Origin of the sequence: Corynebacterium sp. CCM 9204, assembly GCF_041357695.1 — a bacterium.
Taxonomy (GTDB): domain Bacteria; phylum Actinomycetota; class Actinomycetes; order Mycobacteriales; family Mycobacteriaceae; genus Corynebacterium.
Genome location: NZ_JAUERX010000005.1, coordinates 46,063 through 67,316, shown reverse-complemented (window position 1 = coordinate 67,316; position 21,254 = coordinate 46,063). Strand labels below are relative to the sequence as shown.

The following is a 21,254-nucleotide window of genomic DNA, read 5'->3' as shown; positions in this document are numbered from 1 at the left end:
CTGCAACTGGTTATGCCACTGTGAAGATATGGTGATCGTTCTCTTATGTCCAATAAACGTCCGGTGATAATCCAGGCACTCATCCTTCCTCTCTTAGCGGGATCTGTCACTGCGTGTGGTAGCGCGACCGTCGACCCTATCCTGGTCCGGAACACGGCCCCAGGTACCGTACATTCATCCTCCCTGAATCCAGGCACGGGTCAGTTTTCCGATGCAGCCGCAGTCGCGACTCCTGGGGAAGGCGGCGTGGTCACAGCTCAGGCCGGGTCCACCCCCGGACACGATTTCTCCCCGGCTACGGCGGATACCGTTACCCTCGCTGGTTCGGCATTCCGTCCGGAACTGCAGACGATGACGTTCCCGATCTCCCATATTGGCCTGGCACATTTCGTGCGCATTAGTGGTTTCCTGGCTGTTTCCGCGCTTTTGCTGGGACTCGGTTCTCTGGTGAGGTCCATGTATACCGGCAGCTCCGACCCCACACCCGGCGCTACTGCCGGGGACCCGGTCACTGGATCGAATGAGGCGACACCGAGCACAGCCGCAACGACCGTGCAACCCACACCACAGACAACGGTGAGCACCACCTCTGCATCCCCAGTGTCCTCAGCGGAGGTTCCCCCAACGACAACCGAAACCCGGACCACCACGACCACATCCACTGAAGCAACCACGGCTGTGGGGCCCGCCACGAGCACCACTGCAGGCACGACCCCGGCGACTGAGGTGCCGGAGGATGATGGTGAATCTGAAACGACGGCAACGACAACGGCTGAGCCGACTCCGGCGTCAACGACGAGTGTTAGTTCGACGACGGCAACGACATCGGCTGAGCCGACTCCGGCGTCAACGACGAGTGTTAGTTCGACGACGGTAATGACATCGGCTGAGCCGACTCCGGCGTCAACGACGAGTGTTAGTTCGACGACGGTAGCGACATCGGCTGAGCCGACTCCGGCGGAACCAACGGTTCAGCCGGAGCCGAAGTCCGAGAGAGAACTCGCACTGGAGGAACTTCAGAAACAGGTCAACCGTGCTGAACAGTTGATCCCGCGAATGGGTGTCTACGGTGAGTCCTTGAAGGGGCTTCTTCGGGCGCCCAAGGCGATCCTCGCGAATCCTCAGCACACCAAGGCTGACGGCATCCGTGCCGCATCTGCACAATTGGAAAAATTTACCACCCAGTTTGTCGGATACGCTGGGATCGATGAAACCAGTGATGAGACGGCAGAGGAAGCCCGCCGAGCGAAGATCCGGCAGATTGTCGAGCAGATTAGGACTCAGTATGAGCCGCAGGCCCGGGGGATCGGCCTCCGTGTGAATATTGATAACGCATTATCTCGTGCACAGGCAGTGCTTGATGACCCCGAGGCAACGCTTGAGGCACTCGCCACGGAAGAACGCACAATCGCTATTGACCGTGACCGTATCGGTGAACAGTTCGATGCGGAACAGCAGAAGATTCAGCAACACGATGAGCAGCAGGCTGCTGCGAAAGCAGAGCTCGCCGCCCGTCCGATCACCCCGTGGACTCTAGACGGAGAAACACAGCATATTACCGTGAAAGAGATCTACGATGTTGCGCAACTGGTGAAGAAAACGTTGCCTGACGGCCGCACTGCGGACAGTGACCCGGAATACGATGACTTTGACAGTATTGATGCGGTAGTCGGTGGTTTTGACGGGCCGGGGTACCGTCAGGCGAAAGCACTGATGGATGACATTCACGCAACGATCCGTGCCGAGATCGATGACGGGAAAGGCTATTTCTACACGAAGGACAAAGACCAGTGGGTTCAATATGTCCTACCCGCAGAGGACGTTGCGACGCTGCAGCCAATCATGGCTCTCAACGACCGGTATAGCCAGCGCATGCTGGTGAACATCAACACTCTCCGCCGCAATCTAGGATTGAACGAGTACACGCTCGCGCCCTTGTCCGACTACCAGAAGGCGCAGATGATCGTGCACGGAATCGCTGAATACGAACAGGGGCTGCACGGTGGAGCTGACGGTGGACCGGCGACTGGGCACACCCGGACTAAAGCGATTCAACTCGTTCCCCACGAACAGGCGAACGGATGGAATGAGAATTACTACGGTTCTTACAACAACCCCGAGACCGCCAGTCACATGACTCCCGAGTTCTTGGCAGATGAGTTCTTCAATCTCGTGCTCAACGAATCCGAGAATTTCAGGGACAATCCCGATGACTTAGCTGCCGCAGGGCATTTTCTAAATGCCGTGAGCTACGGCTTTGAGTATTTCTACGGTGCGATCACACCCGGCGAGATCACCGATCAACCGCACGGACAGAGGAAATACCGTGTTTCCATGACGGATTTTTTCTATAAATTGGCGACGGAGAAGGACAAGGAATTTCTGGAGAACCTGTAACTCACGCGGTTTATGCGCAAGCTCGGAAGTCGTCGACTCCATCGGCTTCCGGACCTGCTGTCAATTCAGAACCACGTCGGTGGTCGCACAGCATTAGCCATGTCGACGAGTGCATACCGGTGCCTGGCGGACGGCGCCATGCGGGCCTGACTGCGTAGGGTGTCCGCGAGCGCGGCCCGCAACCCTCGCTGGGAGAACGGGAACCCGAATAGTGTGTTCGGGCTGGCGGAGCAGTCGAGGGCTGTGGCCCGCAACCAGTTCAATCCCGCACTGAGTACCCCGATCTTGATTTGCAGGAGACGGGGCTCGTTTGTGGGAATCTCCTCCAGACGACGTGCCGCGCGCCGGATCCTGGACTCGGTGAGCATGCGTGGTTCGCCGGAGACAAGGAGCAGAATCGTGGTCAATTTAGCCATCCGTTGATGCCGGGACGCTTGCGGTACGCGGTCGAGGGCGCTCACTGCGAGCTCCACCTGTTTTTCGGCCATGAGCTGTCGGGCCATGCCGAACGCGGAGGACACGGTCGTAGGGTTCGTAGCCCACACGAGGGCATAGAGCCGCATGGAGTGGAACCGGAGCGCAACGGGGTCGGAGGTCAGATGCGACCAGCTTTCCCCCAGGGTGGACAGAACGTCCATGTGCAGGGCCGCGTCGGTGCCGGCGGAATGTGCGGCGGTGTGGATGGCATCCTGGTCAAGAAGCGGACGGTGGGTGTATCCGAGTTGTTGCAGGAGCATCTCATCTACCGCAGCGAGTGCGAGCTTGGGGGCGGGTTCACCGGGGACGATGTTGAGAACGTTGTTGAAGTGATCTTGTGCGGCTGCGTAATCGTCGAGGAGGAGATCGGTGACTCCTGAGTACCACTGGTGTCTCCAGTCAAGGCCGAGTCGTTCGGATAAGGAATCGAGCCATTGCTTGGCTTCCAGCGTGAACCCGAGGTCGAGGAGGGCGCGGACGACGCCGAGGGGGATCTCGGTGGATGCTGAATATTCTTCGGTCTGCATTGCCTGCCGCATTGTTTCCAGGGCTTCGAGCGGTTCAGCGTAGGACGACCCAGACAGGAGACCTGCGCCGACGTCACTTCGGTCGATGAGGGGAACGGGCAACGCGGCGACCACTTCGGGAGCAGTGATCCGGACCTCCCGTTCGATGCCGTCGATGAGCTGGTCGGTACGGAAAACCTGGTGCTTGGTGCCGAAGGTTGTACGCTGCGGAGAGAACAGGGAATGCTGCGCGGGGAATTGTTTACCGTCGCGGATCGCAAGGATTTCCCGGAGTACACCGTAGAGTTGGGTGGACAATTCGTTGACGTCGCGGAATCGACGGGTGGGGTCGTCGTGGGTGGCACGCAGGAGTAGTCGGTAGAAGGACAGATGCCTGCGGAGTACCGGTTCACCCGCGGGGGAGGGGATGCCGGGTGCGTAGGCACCGTCGACGACTGGAAGGTTGCAGGTCATGGCTGCGAGGGTACGGCCGATGGTGTAGATGTCACTGGCTACACTGGGGCCCTCGGTGGGAACCTCGGGGGCCTGGAAACCCCGGGTACCATAGATGAATCCGAACGCGCCGACACCGCTGACCGCTCCGAGATCGATGAGTTTCACCTGATCCTCGGTGACGATGATGTTGTCCGGCTTGAGATCGTTGTAGACGACGCCCCGGGAGTGCAGGTAGTCGAGGGCGGGCAGAATCTCGAGGATGTATCCGATGGCGAGTGCGACATCGAAGATGCCGTCCGGTTGTTTACGGCGCCGATCCCGGAGTGAGGGACCACCGACGTATTCCATGACGATAAAACTGGAGTTGGTTCCGGGGTCGTCGATGAAGTTGAAGATCTTGACGATACCGGGGTGTGTGATGTCAGCGAGGAATTCCCGTTCGGCTTCGGCAACTGAACGGTGCTGGTTGTTTGGATCGGAGATCATCCCCTTGAGGACGACCCACCTGCCTGACACGTTGCGGTCCTGGGCGAGGTAGACCCAGCCCATGCCCCCGTGGGCGAGGACCCCTGCAACCTCGTACTGTTCGGCGATCATGTCACCGGGGGACAATGCGGGAGGTTCGACGCCCCTGGCGATGTCTTCGGTGGGGTCCATGATCGCCTCCATGGGGTCACGGAGCCTGATAAACGGAAGCTGGACCATCCCGTCGGCGACGAATCGACCTCTGCGTGCCGACGACCGCCGCTTCCGAAACGTTGAGAGTGCCTGTTGACGAGATCGAGTTCCGGCGTCTTCGACGGGCATCGAGGATGCAGCGGTCTGGGTGGGGGTGGGGGCGGTGGCAGGCGCAGTGCCGGGGGCTGGCGCCGTAGCTGTGGCGGCGTCGTCGCGCATACTCTCGAGATCATCGAGGAGCGCGTGAATCGTGTCGTCGTCCTCGTAGTCGTCGTCCTCGAAAGGGTTGTAGGGGACGGCTTCGGTGCCCATCTCGTACTCGGCCATGCTTAACCCTTGTCTTCCTGCAGCTTGTTTCGGTCTGGCTCCGGGCGGTAATCGAGGGCCGGTGGCCCATCGGTCGACTGGTAGGGGCCGAGCCACTGGTTGTACAGCCGCCACCAGGTGCCGTCACTACGTATCCGCTCGATCGTGGCGTTCACCTGGCGGATCAGGCCGTCCGTGTCGTGCCGGTACCCGGGAGAGGCGATGCCGACCCCGTACTGTTCCCTGCCGAGGGAAGGCCCGACGAGGCGGGTGTAGGGATCCTGCCCGGCTATCCCGGAGAGGATCGCGTCATCCGAGATGATGGCGTCGGCCTGGTACTGCTGCACCGCTACGAGGCAGTCGGCCCAGTTGCGTACCAGGAGTAGATCAGCTTCCGGGGCGAGAATCCGGGTCCGCTCCGCAGCGGTCGACCCCTCGGTGACACACACCGTGCGGCCCGCCAGATCATCGGGGGAGGAGAGATTCGAGGACTCCATCACGAGCATCCGTGTCCGGGCCGTGAAATACGGAGTGGAGAACGCCACCTGGTCCTGTCGACTCCGTGTGATGGCCATGGAGCGGATCACGATATCCACCGTCCCTGATTCGAGTGCCAGGACACGGTCAGCGGAATCCACGAACCGAAAGTCAACCTTCGAGGGATCCCCGAAAATATCCCGGGCTATCTCGCGGGCGATGTCCACCTCGAAGCCCTCTAACTCGCCCGTCGTGGAGTCCCGGAAGCTCAGGAGATTCTGAGATTGACCGACACCGACGATCAGGCGGCCACGTTCGAGAATCTCCGGAACCCGTTCGGCGACGGTCTCTGCGCCGGGCCGTCGGGATCCTAGGAGACCGTCGACCATGAACGGTCGCCCCGGTTTGCTGCCGGCCTTTTCCACCACAGCGCCGGGAGGCAGTGGCAGTGGCGAATCGTTCGTTGAGGTCCACACCGGCTGTGCCTCGTGATGCTCGGGCATCGAGCAGGCTGCCAGGACGGACGCGACTGCGAGTACAGCCACTGTCAGGGGCTTGGGAAGGCGCATCACAGATACTCCTGAAGCCGAGGGCGGATACCCACCATGGTGGACACCATCGCCAGTAGACTGAGCAGTAGAACCATGGAGGACACCCGGGTCGTTGCCTTCAGACCGTCGGCGATATAACTCCGCAGTGACGCCCGTGCGTCGTCGATCATGGATGCCAGTGCGGAGTCGAGCGAATCGAAGGCACTCGCGGCAGTTCCGTCGCTGGGTGAACGTTCCACACCTCGGGTACCCAGCGCCGTTTCCAGGGCACCCGCATAGTCTCCGGCCGCCTGGTCATCCGTGAGTATCGAATGCGCGAGCCGCCAGTAGGCCAGGGACTGGCGGGCGATATCGGCGTTCGCGGAATTGACGTCGGTCTGGCTCAGCACCGAGGCCTCGTAGGAGTCGAGAGCGTGGTCGATGGAACGGGTGGATGTCAGGAAGCTGGCGCCACTGCTGGCACTCTGGCGACGGACCAGCGCCAGCGTCTCCTCCGTACGGGCCTTCTGCGCCGCGATCCGTGCGGTCGTGAGGGACTGGAGCGGTTGTGACGCCTCCTCGAATCCCTTCGTGCCTGCATTCCAGGTGACGAAGTTCGCGCCCCCGACCCACAGCAGGGCAACGGTCATGAGTACCGTGGCGATGACGAATCCCTTGTTGAACCAGCGTCGCGTCCGTACCGCGAGCCAACGCTGGGCGAGCAGAAGCAGCAGGATCGCGGCCGCGAGTCCGGAAAGCGGTATCCACTGCGGCTGCGTCAGCCGCGACTGCTGTTCCCGGACCTCCTCCGACGTCAGCTCGAACAGTTCCGCGGCAGCGGGGAGAATCGAGGTGCGCATGAGTGCGGAGGCCTCCGCGAGATACGCTGCACCGACCGGGTTACCCACCCGATTGTTCGTGCGTGCGGTCTCGATCAGCCCGGTGTAGACGGGCAACTGGCGCTGGATCTGCGAAATGAGCTGACCTGAGCGACTATCCAGATCGGCCACTCCGGCGGCGGCCCTGCCTGCAGCCGTACTCGCCCGTCGGATCGAATCATTGTATGCCTGCCGGGTCTGGGGGGGTTCCACACCAGCCTGTGCGAAACCGGTGGTTGCGGTCGTATCCGCAACGGACAATGAGGTGTAGAGGTTGTGTGCGGCGTACGACGTCGGCTCGGTGTTGGTGATCAGCGTCCCGAGAGCCTCCTTCCGGGCGGCCGAGGACTGCGACATGGAGAAACCGGCCGCAAAGATCGCCACGGTGATCACCATGGTCATCGCCGTCATCTTGCCGGGAGAAGTACGGAGGAAACCGAAGGTTCTGCGCACCCAGTGGAATGGCTGACCGAAGGTCTCCTGGGCCAACGCGAAGAAGGGATGCCGGTTGCGCTGCCGCTCTGCACCGCTGACCCGGTCCAACCAGTGGTCCTGGGTGTCCTCGGTCAACGCGGTGGGCTCGGGTGCGCCGGTCATTTCACAAGAATAACCGACCTGTGTGCGGTTTCACTGGCACTGCGGTGGCGTAGCAGATTCCGTCACCCCCGGCACCGACGGCGGTACTACTGTTGGGGAGCATGAAAGGTGACGGCAATGGTTGGTCCGCGGGGCCACAGGGCACACGCTGTTGGGGAGTCCACGGTGCGGCCGGGTTGCTGCTCGTGGCGGATGGTTCCGATGAGTCCGGTGGAGGGGATGCACATCCGTTACGTGTCCTCATGCAGCACCGTGCCGAATGGACGGCGAACGGTGGTACCTGGGCTCTTCCGGGCGGAGCGCGTGACTCCCACGAGTCCTCTTCCGAGGCTGCTCTCCGGGAAGCGGAGGAAGAGTGCGCCATCGACACAGATCGCGTCGAAGTACTCGGAGAACTGGTCACCACAGGGCCACACGGTGCCGACCCCGAGCGCCCGGAGCTTCCCGGTGGCTGGACCTACACCACCGTCGTCGGCAGAGTCGGCCAACCCTTGCCGACTCAGGTCAACCGGGAATCGGTGGAACTTCGGTGGGTCCCCGTCGACGAGGTCACCGATCTGAATCTCATGCCAGCCTTCGCCGCGTCCTGGCCAGGACTACGCGAAGAACTTGCCCGACTCCTGGGAGACAACCGGTGACCACCATCGATAACGCACATCTCTATCTAGTGACCGATGCCCGATTCCGCGCCGACGGAACCTCCGGTCTGACCGGCCTTGCCGAAGCCGCGTGCACGGCCGGGGTTGACATCATCCAGCTCCGGCAGAAGAACCCCCGGATCGAAGCGGCGGAGGAACTCGACCTCCTCGCCGCGCTCCGTGAGATCTGCGACCGGCACGGCACCCTGCTCGCGGTCAATGACCGGGCGGATATCGCCCGCGCCGCCGGTGCGGATGTTCTCCACCTCGGCCAGCAGGATCTACCCGTCGCCGTAGCCAGAGATATCGTCGGCCCGCAGGTGATCATCGGACGATCCTGCCACGACCCGGGCCAGGTCGATGCTGCCATCGACGATCCGGAGATCGACTATTTCTGCACCGGACCTGTGTGGGCGACCCCCACCAAACCCGGACGCGCCGCCACCGGTCTCGACCTCGTCCGGTACGCGGCATCCACAGGTACAGACAAACCCTGTTTCGCGATCGGCGGCATCAACCCCGACAATGCCGCAGACGTGATAGCAGCCGGTGCGCGCCGCCTCGTGGTGGTCCGCGCCATCGCGGACGCCACTGACCCGGCGGCGGCGACCCGTGCGCTCAGAGCGGTGGTGGCTGGGAGATGATCTCCATCGACGGCGCTCCCGTGAGCATCATCGGCGGATCCGTCATCGGCCTGGCCTGTGCCTTCCGACTGGCCCACGCCGGAGCCGACGTCACGCTGTACGCGCCATCGGCGAGCCCCCGCGACGGGGCCGGATGGGTCGCCGGCGGCATGCTCGGCGGACTCACCGAAGCCTGGCCGGGGGAGGAGACGATGCTCCACCTCGGGGTCGCGTCCCTCGATTCCTGGGAACAACTGCTCGCCGACCTCGCGGTCGGCGGTGCGGACGACATCGTCACCGGAACAGGCACGATCCTGACGGGTGCGGATGACGCGGACGCCACCGACATTGAACGGACCTTCGGATTCGTGGAATCGCACTACCCGGGGCGCCTCAGCCGCATCAGTCGACGGGAGATGCGCCAGCTCGAACCCGCGCTGCGGCGGGGCCTGCGCGCCGGGATACTGTGCCCGGAGGAACACGCCGTCGACAACCGCGTTCTGCTCCACCGGCTGACCGAGGCCTGCGACCGTCTCGGTGTCCGGAGGGTGGAGCAGATGGTGACCGACCTAACGGACATCCCCGGTGAGCGTGTCGTCGTCGCGGCAGGTGCGGGTGCCCGGGAACTTCTCGGCCTCGACATCCGCGAGGTCAAGGGCGAGGTCGTGCGCCTGCGTCGGCAACCCGGATCACAGCCCGCCCCGGCCCGTACGATCCGTGCCCGCGTCCACGGCCGACCCCTCTACCTCGTGCCTCGTGCCTGGGGAGTGGCCGTCGGTGCCACCGAATACGAGCACGGCCACGACACCGCACCCACGGCGGGAGGCGTCCGGCAGCTTCTCGACGACGCGGCACTCGTGTTCCCCGGAATCGACGACTACGTGTTTGACGAAGTGATCGCGGGGCTGCGCCCCTACAGCCCAGACAATGTCCCGGTCATCGGTTCTCTCGGTGATGGCCGCCTCATCGCCGCCTGCGGGCACGGACGCAACGGGGTCCTGCTCTCCGCCATCACCGCCGACGCCGTCCTCGCCGAGGTGCGCGGAACGCCACTCGACATCACCCGGCTCACCAGGCCGGACCGACCCACCCTGCCAGGAGTAGTACATGAGCCAGTTCACTGAACCTATCCCCAACGACGGACCACGCACAGTCACCGTCAACGGTGCCCCCCGCGACCTCACTCCCGATACCACCATCCGCCACCTCGTCCGTGAGCGCTCCGAGACCGACCGTGGTTTCGCCGTCGCCGTCAATGGCCTTGTCGTGCCCGCCGCATGCTGGGACGAGACGATCAGACAGCTTGATGCTGCGCAGATCGACATCCTCACCGCCGTCCAGGGAGGGTAGCCGTGTCGGAGCCACTCGTCATCGCTGGAAAGACACTCACGTCGCGCCTGATCATGGGCACCGGCGGGGCGGCCAATCAGCAGGTCCTCCGCGAGGCGCTCGTGGCCTCCGGCACGGCGATGACCACTGTCGCCATGCGCCGTGTCGACGCTGGGGGGCACACCGGGCTCCTCGCGATGCTTGATGACATCGGCGTGGAAGTCCTCCCTAACACCGCCGGCTGCCGAACCGCCGCCGAAGCCGTCCTCACGGCTCGTCTCGCCCGGGAAGCGCTGGGCACCAACTGGATCAAGCTGGAGGTCATCGCCGACGACCGGACGCTCCTGCCCGACGGTGTGGAGCTTCTCGACGCCGCCGAGCAACTCGTCGACGACGGCTTCGTCGTCCTGCCCTACACCAACGACGATCCCATCCTCTGCCGTCAACTGGAGGAAGCCGGGTGCGCCGCGGTGATGCCCCTGGCCGCACCGATCGGCACCGGGCTGGGAATCCGCAATGAACACAACCTGGAGATGATCACCTCCGTCGCCGGTGTTCCGGTGATCTGTGACGCGGGCATCGGCACCGCCTCCGACGCGGCGCGTGCCATGGAGCTCGGCTGCTCCGCGGTCCTCCTCGCCACCGCCGTCACCCGCGCCGATGATCCGGTGATGATGGCGCGGGCCATGAAACTCGCCGTCGAATCCGGCCACCTGGCACGGTGCGCCGGGCGTATCCCGAAGCGGTTCTGGTCGCAGGCGTCTTCTCCGACCGCACCGCCGGTGTGATGTTTCTGTCGTGGTTTCCAGCAGGTGGGTGATCTCTGACGGGAATCCTGGGTCCGATCCGAACTGTACATCTGCGACACAGAGCGTCCGGCTGTTATTCAGGCAGCCGTCTCGCCGCATCCAGAACATGGTTGACGCCGGATTGTCATAATGACAGACACGTGATTGAAGGAGCGTTTGCCGTCAAGCTTTTCACTACCCTTTACCCGAACCCCTGAATGAGAAATATGGCGCACCATGGAATGCTCTACCGGGTGTGATCTTTCGGTTATCTCGGGGTGGTCCGCGCCGGTTTCCGTTTCCTGTGTCAGACTGGTGGACATGATTGAAGTTTCCGGCCTGACCAAGAAGTACCGCCAGGTCCGCGCCGTCGATGATCTGACCTTTTCTGTCAATCCCGGGGTGGTCACGGGCTTCCTCGGGCCGAACGGGGCGGGCAAGTCGACGACGATGCGGATGATTCTGGGGCTCGACAAGCCTACTGCGGGCACCGCGACCATCAACGGTGTGCCCTACCGCAAACTGAAGAATCCGCTCCGGGAGGTCGGGGCGCTTCTCGACGCGAAGGCGACCCACCCGAACCGGAGTGCCGCGAACCACCTGAAGTGGATCGCAAAATCGAACGGGATCCCGAAGCGTCGGGTCGATGAGGTTCTCGGCCTCGTGGGTCTTGCAGATGTTGCAGGCAAGAAGACCGGCGGTTTCTCCCTGGGCATGGGGCAGCGGCTCGGTCTCGCGACGGCGCTGCTCGGTGATCCGGGCGTCCTGCTTCTCGATGAACCCGTCAACGGCCTGGACCCCGAGGGCATCCGCTGGGTACGTGATTTCCTCAAGGCGTTGGCAGGGGAAGGCCGTACCATCCTGGTGAGTTCCCACATGCTGTCCGAGATGGCGATGACAGCAGATCATCTCATCGTGATCGGGCGTGGAAAGCTCGTCTCCGATTCTTCCACCTACGACTTCATCAAACAGTCATCGCGTTCCTCCGTCTTGATGCGTACGGAGCAGTACAAGGAGTTCACGACGGTCCTTGAGGAGGAGAATATCGCTTACCGGGAAGACCTTGATGAGGAGAAGCGACCGCTCATCATCATCGACGATCAGACCACCGACTTCGTCGGCGCCCTCGCGTACTCCACCGGAATCATGGTCAACGAACTCACCGAGCGGAAGGCGTCCCTCGAGGAGGCGTTCCTCCAAATGACCGGCCACGCCCAGCAGTATCACACCGGTGACACCCCGGGGCAGCCGGAGATCCCGGGGACCGTACCGACGCCGGACGCCCAGAAGCTGAACGAGGAGAACTGACACATGTTTCCCAACATCCTTGCCGCGGAGTGGATCAAACTCCGCACCACCAAGGCATTCTGGTGGACGACCGCGATCTTCTTCCTCGTCGGCGTCGGTACGTCCGTGCTCTACGTCTACAGTGCGGCCCAGTTCGATGGGCAGGAGAACGCGATCCTCCTGCCGCAGATCCTGGTGTCCGGGATCGGTGCATTCGGGTTCCTCGTCCTGATGATCCAGGCCGTGATGGTCGTGACCGGGGAGTACCGCCACTTGGTCACCCACTCGACGTTCCAGGCGTGCCCGAACCGGACACTGGTCGTCATCGCGAAGCTCCTGCTGTACACGGTCATCGCCGCGGTTCTCACCTTCATCGGTGTACTCGGAGCCCTCTACGGCGCGAAACTCGTCGCATCCGACGCCTCCGCCGCGACCCTCGACATTTGGGGCGGGGACATCAGCCGCCGGATCATGTGGTCCTACCCGCTCGCAGCGGTGCTGCTCGTCGTGTTTGCCCAGGCCGTGGCCTGGGTCGTCAGACAGACCGCGGGGGCCATCTCGATCCTCTTCCTGTGGTATTTCGCGGTGGAGAATCTGATCAACCTGCTGGTTCCCAAGATCGGCAAGACGATTTACAAGTACGCCCCGTTCAACAACTTCAACGCCTTCGTCAACAATCAGGCGACCGAGGCCCCCTGGGGGGTCACCGGTAGTATCTGGTACTTCGCTGCCTGGGCGTTCGGACTCCTGATCGTGGCTATCCTCCTGGTGAATACCCGCGACGCCTGACCGGCCCGAACACACCCACCACACAACCCGGCACCTCACAGGGGTGCCGGGTTGTGTCATATCCACAAGGAGGAGTCCTCTAACGTGGAGGGCGCCCTCACAGACCGAGAAAGGACCGGTGCCCGTAGTGAACAAGCTCCAGTCGATGTCCGACCGCGCACTCAACGCGCAGATCCTCGTGCTCGTGCTGTGCGTCATCGGACTGGGTGCCATCCTGTTCGCAGTGCCCGACGGCAGGTGGGCCGCGCTACCCTTCATCATCTGTGTTGCCGGACTCCTCGGCTTCTGCGGGGAGGGCTACCGGCGCTGGAGCATCAGGCGCCGGTGACGTTCACCAGCCGTCATGTCGTTGGGGGAGATCCTGCGGTGTCTCTGGCGGTGTGATCGTGTAGCCGAGTTGTTTCAGAGCCTCGACAGCCACTTCGGGGGAGTCGCGGACAGCGGCTCTGCACTGGGTGTCGAGCCACTCTCGGCGCGCGGAAAGCAACGTGGCCTCCCAATTTTCTTTTGCGCGGAAGCCGCATTCGTTGATCGTGAAATAGAGGAAATCCTCCATCGAAGGTCGGAATCGGTGGCCGCCCACGGGGAGATGAAGGGACTGCCAGTCGCCGTTGCAGACCCCTTTCTTCCCGTTCCGCATGAGCCCCGGGCTCAACAGACCACCGACCCCGTGGACATGGATATGAGCGGCAGGAACTGAGGTCTTGTGTCGCTCATACTCGAATCTGACCGCCGGAGATTTGGCTGCACGGATCTGGAATGAGGAGTTCTAGATGACCGGAAAGGTAGCAGAACGGTCTAGACCGGCCTGGTAGGTGATCTTGGCACTGTACAGATCGCTGCCGGGGCAGGTCGATTCCGAGTTCACGGGGAGGACCGGGCCGCTGTATGCCAGTTCCACCTCTAAAACAGCGCTGGCCGTCAACTCATCCTCGTTGACCTCGACCACGCTTTTCGGTGTGAAGGGTAGAACCCGCACGAGGAGCTCTTCGCACTCTTGGAAGAACCTCTCGGCCTAGGTATAGAACCCGGTACTATCCACGACGCGGCATGCCGAGGAGGAACTCCGTTCTCTGGAGCTCCTCATAGACCTGCATGTCCGCGGGGGACAACAGACCCAATCGCGCCAGATCACGGTAATCCCGGTACGTCATGCGAGCTTCGAGCCTGTCGGTCAACTCTCGTCGACGCTTCTGGAGTTCTGCATTGTTGGTCTTCCTGATGGTGATGGCCACGGTGGCAGCTCCCTTCTCGATTGCTCTGGTCGTTTACCTGAATTATTCCACCACAGTACCCGGACGGGTTACCCCCATCTGTTCGAGAATCTTGGGTTGGGAAGCTGAAGAGGTGGTCTATGCCCCGTGCTTTCTACGTCGCGCTGATTGGAAGATAGACGCGCCCGCCGGATTCCGCGAACTCCTTCGACTTCTCCTGCATACCGGCTTCGATCGCCTCTACACTGTCCAGTCCGTGCTGCTTCGCGTATTCGCGCACATCCTGGGAGATGCGCATCGAGCAGAACTTCGGTCCGCACATCGAACAGAAGTGCGCCGTCTTCGCGGGTTCCGCAGGCAGTGTCTCGTCGTGGAAATCGAGGGCGGTGTCCGGATCGAGGGCGAGTGCGAACTGGTCGTGCCACCGGAACTCGAATCGCGCGGTGGACAGGGCGTCGTCACGCTCCTGGGCGCGCGGATGCCCCTTGCCCAAGTCCGCTGCGTGGGCGGCGATCTTGTAGGTGATCACACCGATCTTCACGTCATCCCGGTTGGGTAGCCCGAGGTGTTCCTTCGGGGTGACGTAGCAGAGCATGGCGGTCCCTGCCTGCCCGATGATCGCGGCGCCGATCGCGGAGGTGATGTGATCGTAACCGGGTGCAATGTCCGTGGCGAGGGGGCCGAGCGTGTAGAACGGCGCTTCTTCACACCACTCTTCCTCCCACTCCACATTGATCGCGACCTTGTGCATGGGGACGTGTCCCGGCCCCTCGATCATCACCTGGCACCCACGTTCCTTAGCGACCCTCGTCAGCTCACCCAGCGTGCGCAGCTCGGCGAGCTGTGCCTCATCGTTCGCGTCAGCGATGGAACCGGGGCGTAGTCCGTCGCCGAGGGAGAAGGTGACGTCGTATTTCGCGAGGATGTCGCACAGCTCCACGAAGTGCGTGTACAGGAAGGATTCTTCGTGCCGGTTGAGGCACCAGGCCGCCATGATCGAACCACCACGGCTGACGATGCCGGTGACCCGGTTCGCGGCCAGCGGGACGTAGCGGAGCAGCACACCGGCGTGAACGGTCATGTAGTCCACGCCTTGCTCACACTGCTCGATCACGGTGTCCCGGTAGATCTCCCACGTCAGCTTCGTGGGATCACCCTTGACCTTCTCCAGGGCCTCGTAGATCGGGACGGTACCGACCGGCACGGGGGAGTTGCGCAAGATCCACTCGCGGGTCTCGTGGATGTCCCGCCCGGTGGACAGATCCATGATGGTGTCCGCGCCCCAGCGGGTCGCCCACACCATCTTTTCCACCTCTTCCGCGATGGACGAGGTCACGGCGGAGTTTCCCATGTTGGCGTTGACTTTCACCGCGAACTTCTTGCCGATGATCATCGGTTCGATCTCCGGGTGGTTGTGGTTCGCGCAGATCACCGCGCGACCTGCCGCGACCTCCTCGCGAACGGTCTCGGGGTCGAAGCCCTCGCGGTGGGCGATGAACGCCATCTCCGGGGTGACGATCCCGGCACGGGCCCACGCCAACTGGGTCCGCACCTTCAGCTCCGGGTGCTCATCAGAAGCAGGGACCGCATCGGGGTGCGGCCACGAGTCACGGATCTTTGCCAGCCCTTCCTTCAGATTCAGCTCCGGATCGGTGTGGGTGTAAATACCGGAGGTGTCGTACACGTCGAAATGGTCACCGTTGGTCAGGTTGATGCGTCGGGCGGGAACCCGCAGGGTGGTGCCCTGGAAGTCGACCTCGTTGTAGATCTTCTCGCTCCGGTAAATCGGCCCTGTGGTGACCTGCCCCTCGGTTGGAGGTGCGGTTTTCGGGTTTACTCTGGGCGTGCGTGAGCGCATGACTGTATTTCCTCTCCCTACGCCGGCATTACCCGGACAGGTTCGAAACGGTCGGCACCCCCGGTGATTCAGGTGCCCTCTCAGCGTGGTTGGGGCCACGCTCCCGTGGTTGACAGGTTGTGCGCACGAGTCTAACAAGCGTCAGGTGACATGGATCGGGTGTCGGGGACTGTGTCCCCCTGAGCGGGGTGGCCTTGTGTCCACCCTGCAGTCCGTTTTCGGGAAAGTCAGGGGTTGTCCGTCACGGGAGTCCACGCCTGCTCCTTCTGTGGCATGCCGAAGTAGCTGGCCATGCCGATGAACCCCGCCATGGAGGCACTGTTCATGCACGCCATTCTGTCCGCGTTCTCTTGCGCGGGGTCACCGTTTCCGATGGTCGCCCACGTCGGGGCGTCGGGAACTGGAGCACCGAACACGGATCCTGTCGTTATCAGCGTGGTGGAGGGACCGTCGCCGCCCGCAGATTCACTGACGATAATTTCCACCGGCCCACCGGGAACAACGAGCTGACGCGTGTCCGGGTCCCAGAGTGCGAGGGCACTGTCTGGGATGGTGATGTCGACATCGACGGTTTCACCCGGTGCTATCTCGACCCTGCTGTAGCCGACGAGTTCGCGGATTCCGTCGCGTACCGCATATGCCTGGACAACGGTGGTGCCGTGGCGGTTCCCGGTGTTGGTGACTGTCGCGGTGACGGAATTTGGTCCGGTCGCGTGGACATCGTCCGTGGTAAAGGTGGTGTAACTCAGACCGTGGCCAAACCACCAGCGTGGTGTGATGGACTGCTGCTGATAGCCCCGGTACCCGACGCCGGTTCCCTCAGTGAACACACCTGAACCGAATGAGCTGGTGGTGGGCATCTGATCCTGGGACAGTGGCCAGGTCACCGGGAGGTGACCGGAGGGGTTGACGTCACCGAAGATGATGTCTGCGAGTGCATCGCCGTACTCCTGTCCGGGGTAGAACGCTGCGAGTACCGCCGGGATATTATCCCCGTATCCGTTGATGTCGACGGGTCCTCCCGTGTTGGTCACGAGGACGACTCGTTTGTTGGCCTCTAACGCGGTGCGGATGATGTTGCGCTGGTGCAATCCGAACCGGAAATCGGTGTTGTCGACGGATTCGGTGATGTGCCGGTGCATGACGACGATCACGAGGTCGGAGTTTGCGGCGAGTTTCCGTACGGTGGGCAGGTAGTTGCCGTCGGTGTAGTGCACCTCGGTGCTGGTGCCCAGGGCACGGGAGTAGAGCCCCTCGAAGGGAGTGACGATGTCGTCGGCGATGACGTGGCCGGAGCCACCTCCTGACCCGAGTGCGTCCCGACCCGCACCGGAGCCGATGAGCCCGATGGTGTGGACGGAGTCGTCGACGGGGAGCACGGGGTGTTCGCCTGAGTTCGTGAGAACGGTGTCATTGCGTAGCAGGACCAGTGATTTCGCCGCGATGTCCCGGGCGAGTGCCCGGTGTTCCGGTCCCGTCACCACGGTGTCCTGCGTGCCGGTGGGCGGGGAGTCCACGATGCCGGAACGGAACATCTCGGATATGACGTTGTGCACCATCGTGTTGACGCGAGTATCGGACACCGCGCCCGAGTCCACGGTGGACCACAGGTGATCGGAATAGAAGCACGAGTCAGGCATCTGCATGTCGAGCCCGGCGTTCGCGGAGGCGACGGTGTTGTGCTGGCCGTACCAGTCACTCACCGTGAAGCCGTTGAAGCCATACTGACCGCGCAGCACTTGATTCATCAGGTAGGAGTTGTTGCAGTTCTTCGTTCCGTTGAGTTGGGAGTAGCTGCACATGACCGAGGAGACGCCGGCATCCGCAACCCTGCCGAAGGGTTTTAGGTAGATCTCCTGGAGGGTTCTCTCATCGACGGTGGCGTCACTGGCGTTGGTGTTGCGGCCGTTCTCGCGGGTGTAGGCGCCGAGGTGTTTGGCGACCCCCATAATCCCGGCAGAGCGGGTACCGGTTACCTCCGCCGCCCCGAGATCGCCGACGAGGAGGGGATCCTCGCCGGGGGACTCGAAGAAACGGCCCCACCTGGGGTCACGGGCGATGTCGATGGCGGGACCGGCGACCGCGTTGGCACCCTTGCCGCGTGCCTCGGTTGCGATGGCTGCCGCATATTTCTGTGCGAGCTCGGGTGAGAAGGTCGCACCGAGATTGAGATGGGAGGGAAACTGGGTGACCCCCGATGCGCCATTGCCGATTCCGGCGGGACCGTCGGTGAACTTCACCGGTGGCAGGCAGAGACGTTCGACCCCGTAGGTACGACCGGCGAACTCCGGACCCCACCCCTGAAGGTAGGCGGCCATGCCGGTGAGGACGGCGGATTTCTCCTCCCGCGTCATCTCCGCAATCACCCTGTCCGCACGTTCATCGGGCTCGACGGATGGGTCTAGCCACGGGGAACAGTCCACGGGCGTTGTTCCCGTGGAGTTCTGGGCTACTGCGGGGGTGGTCCCGAGAAGGACAGCCGTGGTGGCCAGCAATGCGGCCGTCGTACGGGTGGGAAGGCGGTGTGGGATGATGCGCATGTGGTCTCCTCAAAAGGGGAGCGGAACAGGTAGCACATAGTGTGCATGAAAACCGTTGCGGCTGGTGGGGAATCGGGGATGAGCAGTACATTTCCGTTGATTTGGGAAAAATGGAAGCGCTCCTGTGCTCCGACTGTCTGCGCCGTACAGCGTTAGACTGTCGCGGTGTTGAATCGTGTGACAGACGGAAAGAAGTGTGATGGCATGAGGCGTGGTGCACCGGGACGTCCGGAACTTGGTGCAGGGCTACTTGCAGCCCTTGCACTGATGATCTCGGCGGGGCCCTTCGCCATCGACATGTACTTACCTGCCCTGCCGACGTTGCGGGATGATCTCGGTGCGACAACGGTCTGGGCGCAGTTCACACTGATGACCTTCATGGTCGGCATGGCGGTGGGACAACTGGTCATCGGCCCCTTGTCTGATGTGACGGGTCGGCGTCCTCCACTCATCGTGGCGACGGTGCTTTCCGTTGTGTGCGCCGTCGCTTCTGCACTCGCCCCGTCGGTCTTTGTTCTCGTGGCAGTCCGTGCGGTGATGGGGCTGGCGAATGGGGCGTGTGTCGTACTGGCCCGGGCCATTGTCGCGGATTTAGCTGAGGGGCGGCGGGCGGCGCAGGCGTACTCGCTACTCATGGCGATGATGGGGATTGCGCCCGTCATCGCCCCGTTGATGGGGGGCCTCCTGGTGGAACCGATCGGGTGGCGTGGCCTGTTCTGGATTCTCGCGGTCGTCGCCGGTGTCCAGGTCATCGTCGCGTTACTGGTCGTCGGGGAGTCGAAGCCCCGGAGACCTGGGGGTGGCGGTTGGGCAACGTTTACTGTTGGTGTCCGAGTGGTCTCATCGAACCGGCTGTTCACCGCCTACACCGTGAGTTTCGCGGCGGCTGCCGGTGTGCTCTTCGGCTATATCGCCGCTGGCCCGCTCGTGTTCATCGACCACTTCGGGATGAGTCCGCGACTGTATTCGATCGTGTTTGCGGTGAACTCCGTTGCGCTCGTCACCGGTTCCCTGGTGAACTCCCGTTTGGTTCGCAGATTCGAACCCGCGTCAGTGCTCCGGGTGGCAGGGGGTGTGGTTCTTGCCTGCGGACTGGTGTTGCTTGGTGACGCGCTGTTGTTTGGTGGGCATCTTCCGGTGGTGTTGGGCACCCTGTTCATTGCGTTGGGGCACATGCCCGGGATCTTCGGTAACGCGACGGCCTTGGGTGTGTCTGCTGTCCGTTCCCACGCGGGACTCGGGTCAGCGGTGATGGGTTTTTGCCAGTTCCTCGTTGCCGGTGCGGTGAGTCCGCTCGTCGGACTCGGCGGCAGACCCGTGGTGGCGCTGGGAATCGTGGTGGCGGTGAGCGTCGGGCTGTCGTTGTGCGGGGCGCTTGTTGCGGGTCGCCTGACGCGGATAGTCACTGCAGAGCCGCGGTGAGCCGCATCGCGTTGTCCAGGTAGCGTTTCCCGAGTCCGCGCCGGGACCATTGTTCATAAGTCAGTTCCGTGCACCGTCCGAGGTACACGTCCGCGAGATCGCTGAGTTTCTGGGCGATCTCCCCGGCCGTGACCATCAGGGTGACCTCGTAGTTGAGGCCGAAACTGCGCATGTCCATGTTGGATGATCCGAGAACTCCGATGGTGTCGCCCTGTGGGTCGGCGAGGGCGAATTTGCTGTGCAGGATCATCGGGGCCGGGTACCGGTGGATGTGGACCCCCGCCTCGATGAGCATCTTGTAGTAGCTGGCCTGGGCGTGCCCCACCATGAATTGATCGGAGACCTCGTTGACCAGCAGATCGACCCGGACACCCCGGTAGCAGGCGGTGAGGATCGCCTCCATGAGGGAGTCATCCGGGATGAAGTACGGGCTGCACAGGATCAGATGTTCTTTGGCGTGGTGCACCATCGAGTTGAACAGCCGGAGGTTGGGTTCGGTGACGTACCCGGGGCCTGAAGGCACGAGTTGGACGATCTCAGTGCCTGCCGCTGGTCCGGTGTCCGAGGTCTGCGGGAGTTCGAGGACCGTCCCGGTTTCCTGGTACCAGTCGACGGCGAAGATCATCTCCATCGCCTCAACGACGGGGCCGGACAGTTGAATCATGAGATCCACCCATTCTCGGCCGGAGCGGTGGTTCCTGCGGGAGAGGTATCCGGGTTCGATCATGTTCTGCGAGCCGATGAACCCCGTTCGTCCGTCGATGATGAGGAGTTTGCGGTGGTTGCGGAGGTCCGGGCGGCGGAACCTCCAGTGGAAGGGTTTCAGGGGCATGGTCAGATGCCAGTCGATGCCTGCTTCGGTGAGTTTTCCGCCGAGTTTCCGGTACCCGGGGTACTTCCAGCTCCCGACCTGGTCGAAAAGGAGACGGACATCGACGCCACGATCGACGGCGCGTTGACATGCGCGGAAAAAAACATCCGTGGTGTCATCCCAGGCGATGATGTAGATCTGGGCGTGGACCGTGCACTCGGCGGCGTCGACAGCCGCGGCCATCGCAGTGATGGACTCCCGGTAATCGGAGTAGAGACCGTGGAACCGGGAGTGCACCGCGGGTAGATCCGTGAGCCTGTCGTTGAGACGCATCACCGAGGCCACTTCGTCAGAGAGCTCCGCGCCTTCGGGAAGAGTGGGGGCCTCCGTGAGCGTTGAACCCACCATCGCCTGTGCCTCCATCTGGATGCGGTGCCTGCGACGGTTGATGTAGGGGCTTCCCATCATCAGGAACAGTGGAAGCCCGATGACTGGTACGAAGAGGATTGCCAGCAGCCAGGCGGAGGAGGAACTGGGTTTCCGGTCCTGTGCGACGGTTCCCACCGCAATGATCTTGACGGCATAGTCGAGCAGGAGTCCTGCGGACTGCCACCACTCCAGCGAAGTCAGGTAGCCGAGTACATTGGGCATCC

19 protein-coding genes and 1 riboswitch are annotated in these 21,254 nt (G+C 62.7%); of the genes, 10 read left to right on the top strand and 9 right to left on the bottom strand.

What is annotated here, in order from left to right; genetic code table 11:
- Positions 1–45: 45 nt before the first annotated feature.
- The gene (locus tag QWU43_RS10260; protein WP_370917784.1) at positions 46–2,397 is read left to right on the top strand and encodes a hypothetical protein; all 2,352 of its coding nucleotides are present in this window, start codon (positions 46–48) and stop codon (positions 2,395–2,397) included.
- A 65-nt stretch (positions 2,398–2,462) separates the two neighbouring features.
- On the opposite strand, the gene QWU43_RS10255 is transcribed toward QWU43_RS10260, so the two are convergent.
- The 3 genes from QWU43_RS10255 to QWU43_RS10245 are packed head-to-tail and all read right to left on the bottom strand — an operon-like array spanning position 2,463 to position 7,302.
- Positions 2,463–4,841 (bottom strand): tetratricopeptide repeat protein, encoded by a 2,379-nt coding sequence (locus tag QWU43_RS10255; RefSeq protein WP_370917783.1) that lies wholly within the window; start codon positions 4,839–4,841, stop codon positions 2,463–2,465.
- A 2-nt stretch (positions 4,842–4,843) separates the two neighbouring features.
- Positions 4,844–5,866 carry a glutamate ABC transporter substrate-binding protein gene (locus tag QWU43_RS10250; protein ID WP_370915525.1) on the bottom strand — a complete coding sequence of 341 codons (1,023 nt, stop codon included), beginning with the start codon at positions 5,864–5,866 and terminating at the stop codon, positions 4,844–4,846.
- The gene (locus tag QWU43_RS10245; RefSeq protein WP_370915526.1) at positions 5,866–7,302 is read right to left on the bottom strand and encodes a hypothetical protein; all 1,437 of its coding nucleotides are present in this window, start codon (positions 7,300–7,302) and stop codon (positions 5,866–5,868) included. The genes QWU43_RS10250 and QWU43_RS10245 overlap by 1 nt, the downstream gene beginning before the upstream one ends.
- Positions 7,303–7,403: 101 nt before the next feature.
- Between QWU43_RS10245 and QWU43_RS10240 the strand changes: the two genes are divergently transcribed.
- The 8 genes from QWU43_RS10240 to QWU43_RS10205 all read left to right on the top strand — a co-directional run bounded on the left by QWU43_RS10240 (position 7,404) and on the right by QWU43_RS10205 (position 13,084).
- The gene (locus QWU43_RS10240; protein WP_370915527.1) at positions 7,404–7,940 is read left to right on the top strand and encodes an NUDIX domain-containing protein; all 537 of its coding nucleotides are present in this window, start codon (positions 7,404–7,406) and stop codon (positions 7,938–7,940) included.
- The gene (thiE, locus tag QWU43_RS10235) at positions 7,937–8,584 is read left to right on the top strand and encodes a thiamine phosphate synthase (RefSeq protein ID WP_370915528.1); all 648 of its coding nucleotides are present in this window, start codon (positions 7,937–7,939) and stop codon (positions 8,582–8,584) included. The genes QWU43_RS10240 and thiE overlap by 4 nt, the downstream gene beginning before the upstream one ends.
- Positions 8,581–9,687, top strand: coding sequence for a glycine oxidase ThiO (gene thiO, locus QWU43_RS10230; RefSeq protein WP_370917782.1), 1,107 nt, complete (start codon positions 8,581–8,583; stop codon positions 9,685–9,687). Before thiE ends, thiO begins: the two co-directional genes overlap by 4 nt.
- Positions 9,671–9,913 (top strand): sulfur carrier protein ThiS, encoded by a 243-nt coding sequence (gene thiS, locus QWU43_RS10225; RefSeq protein ID WP_370917781.1) that lies wholly within the window; start codon positions 9,671–9,673, stop codon positions 9,911–9,913. The genes thiO and thiS overlap by 17 nt, the downstream gene beginning before the upstream one ends.
- A gap of 2 nt (positions 9,914–9,915) precedes the next feature.
- Positions 9,916–10,680, top strand: coding sequence for a thiazole synthase (locus tag QWU43_RS10220; protein WP_370915531.1), 765 nt, complete (start codon positions 9,916–9,918; stop codon positions 10,678–10,680).
- A gap of 321 nt (positions 10,681–11,001) precedes the next feature.
- Positions 11,002–11,988 (top strand): ABC transporter ATP-binding protein, encoded by a 987-nt coding sequence (locus QWU43_RS10215; protein WP_370915532.1) that lies wholly within the window; start codon positions 11,002–11,004, stop codon positions 11,986–11,988.
- A 3-nt stretch (positions 11,989–11,991) separates the two neighbouring features.
- Positions 11,992–12,756, top strand: a complete 765-nt coding sequence (locus QWU43_RS10210) for a multidrug ABC transporter permease (protein ID WP_370915533.1) — start codon at positions 11,992–11,994, stop codon at positions 12,754–12,756.
- Between the two features lie 127 nt (positions 12,757–12,883).
- The gene (locus tag QWU43_RS10205) at positions 12,884–13,084 is read left to right on the top strand and encodes a hypothetical protein (RefSeq protein WP_370915534.1); all 201 of its coding nucleotides are present in this window, start codon (positions 12,884–12,886) and stop codon (positions 13,082–13,084) included.
- A 3-nt stretch (positions 13,085–13,087) separates the two neighbouring features.
- Here QWU43_RS10205 and QWU43_RS10200 read toward each other — a convergent pair whose 3' ends face one another.
- From QWU43_RS10200 to QWU43_RS10180, 5 genes are all read right to left on the bottom strand, one after another.
- Positions 13,088–13,396, bottom strand: coding sequence for a hypothetical protein (locus QWU43_RS10200; RefSeq protein WP_370917780.1), 309 nt, complete (start codon positions 13,394–13,396; stop codon positions 13,088–13,090).
- A 129-nt stretch (positions 13,397–13,525) separates the two neighbouring features.
- Complete coding sequence (locus QWU43_RS10195; RefSeq protein ID WP_370917779.1) at positions 13,526–13,705, bottom strand: hypothetical protein; 180 nt, start codon at positions 13,703–13,705, stop codon at positions 13,526–13,528.
- An 85-nt stretch (positions 13,706–13,790) separates the two neighbouring features.
- Positions 13,791–13,991, bottom strand: coding sequence for a hypothetical protein (locus QWU43_RS10190; protein WP_370917778.1), 201 nt, complete (start codon positions 13,989–13,991; stop codon positions 13,791–13,793).
- 133 nt (positions 13,992–14,124) lie between these two features.
- The gene (gene thiC / locus QWU43_RS10185; protein WP_198736803.1) at positions 14,125–15,828 is read right to left on the bottom strand and encodes a phosphomethylpyrimidine synthase ThiC; all 1,704 of its coding nucleotides are present in this window, start codon (positions 15,826–15,828) and stop codon (positions 14,125–14,127) included.
- A riboswitch (TPP riboswitch) is annotated at positions 15,826–15,946 on the bottom strand. Its footprint overlaps the gene before it by 3 nt.
- 109 nt (positions 15,947–16,055) lie before the next feature.
- Positions 16,056–18,368: a beta-glucosidase gene (locus QWU43_RS10180; protein ID WP_370917777.1), complete on the bottom strand. Its 2,313-nt coding sequence runs from the start codon at positions 18,366–18,368 to the stop codon at positions 16,056–16,058.
- Between the two features lie 165 nt (positions 18,369–18,533).
- Here QWU43_RS10180 and QWU43_RS10175 point away from each other — a divergent pair, with 165 nt between their 5' ends.
- Positions 18,534–19,790, top strand: coding sequence for a multidrug effflux MFS transporter (locus QWU43_RS10175; RefSeq protein ID WP_370917776.1), 1,257 nt, complete (start codon positions 18,534–18,536; stop codon positions 19,788–19,790).
- Here QWU43_RS10175 and QWU43_RS10170 read toward each other — a convergent pair.
- Positions 19,771–21,252 (bottom strand): phospholipase D-like domain-containing protein, encoded by a 1,482-nt coding sequence (locus tag QWU43_RS10170; RefSeq protein WP_370915538.1) that lies wholly within the window; start codon positions 21,250–21,252, stop codon positions 19,771–19,773. The genes QWU43_RS10175 and QWU43_RS10170 overlap by 20 nt on opposite strands.
- Between the last annotated feature and the right edge of the window lie 2 nt (positions 21,253–21,254).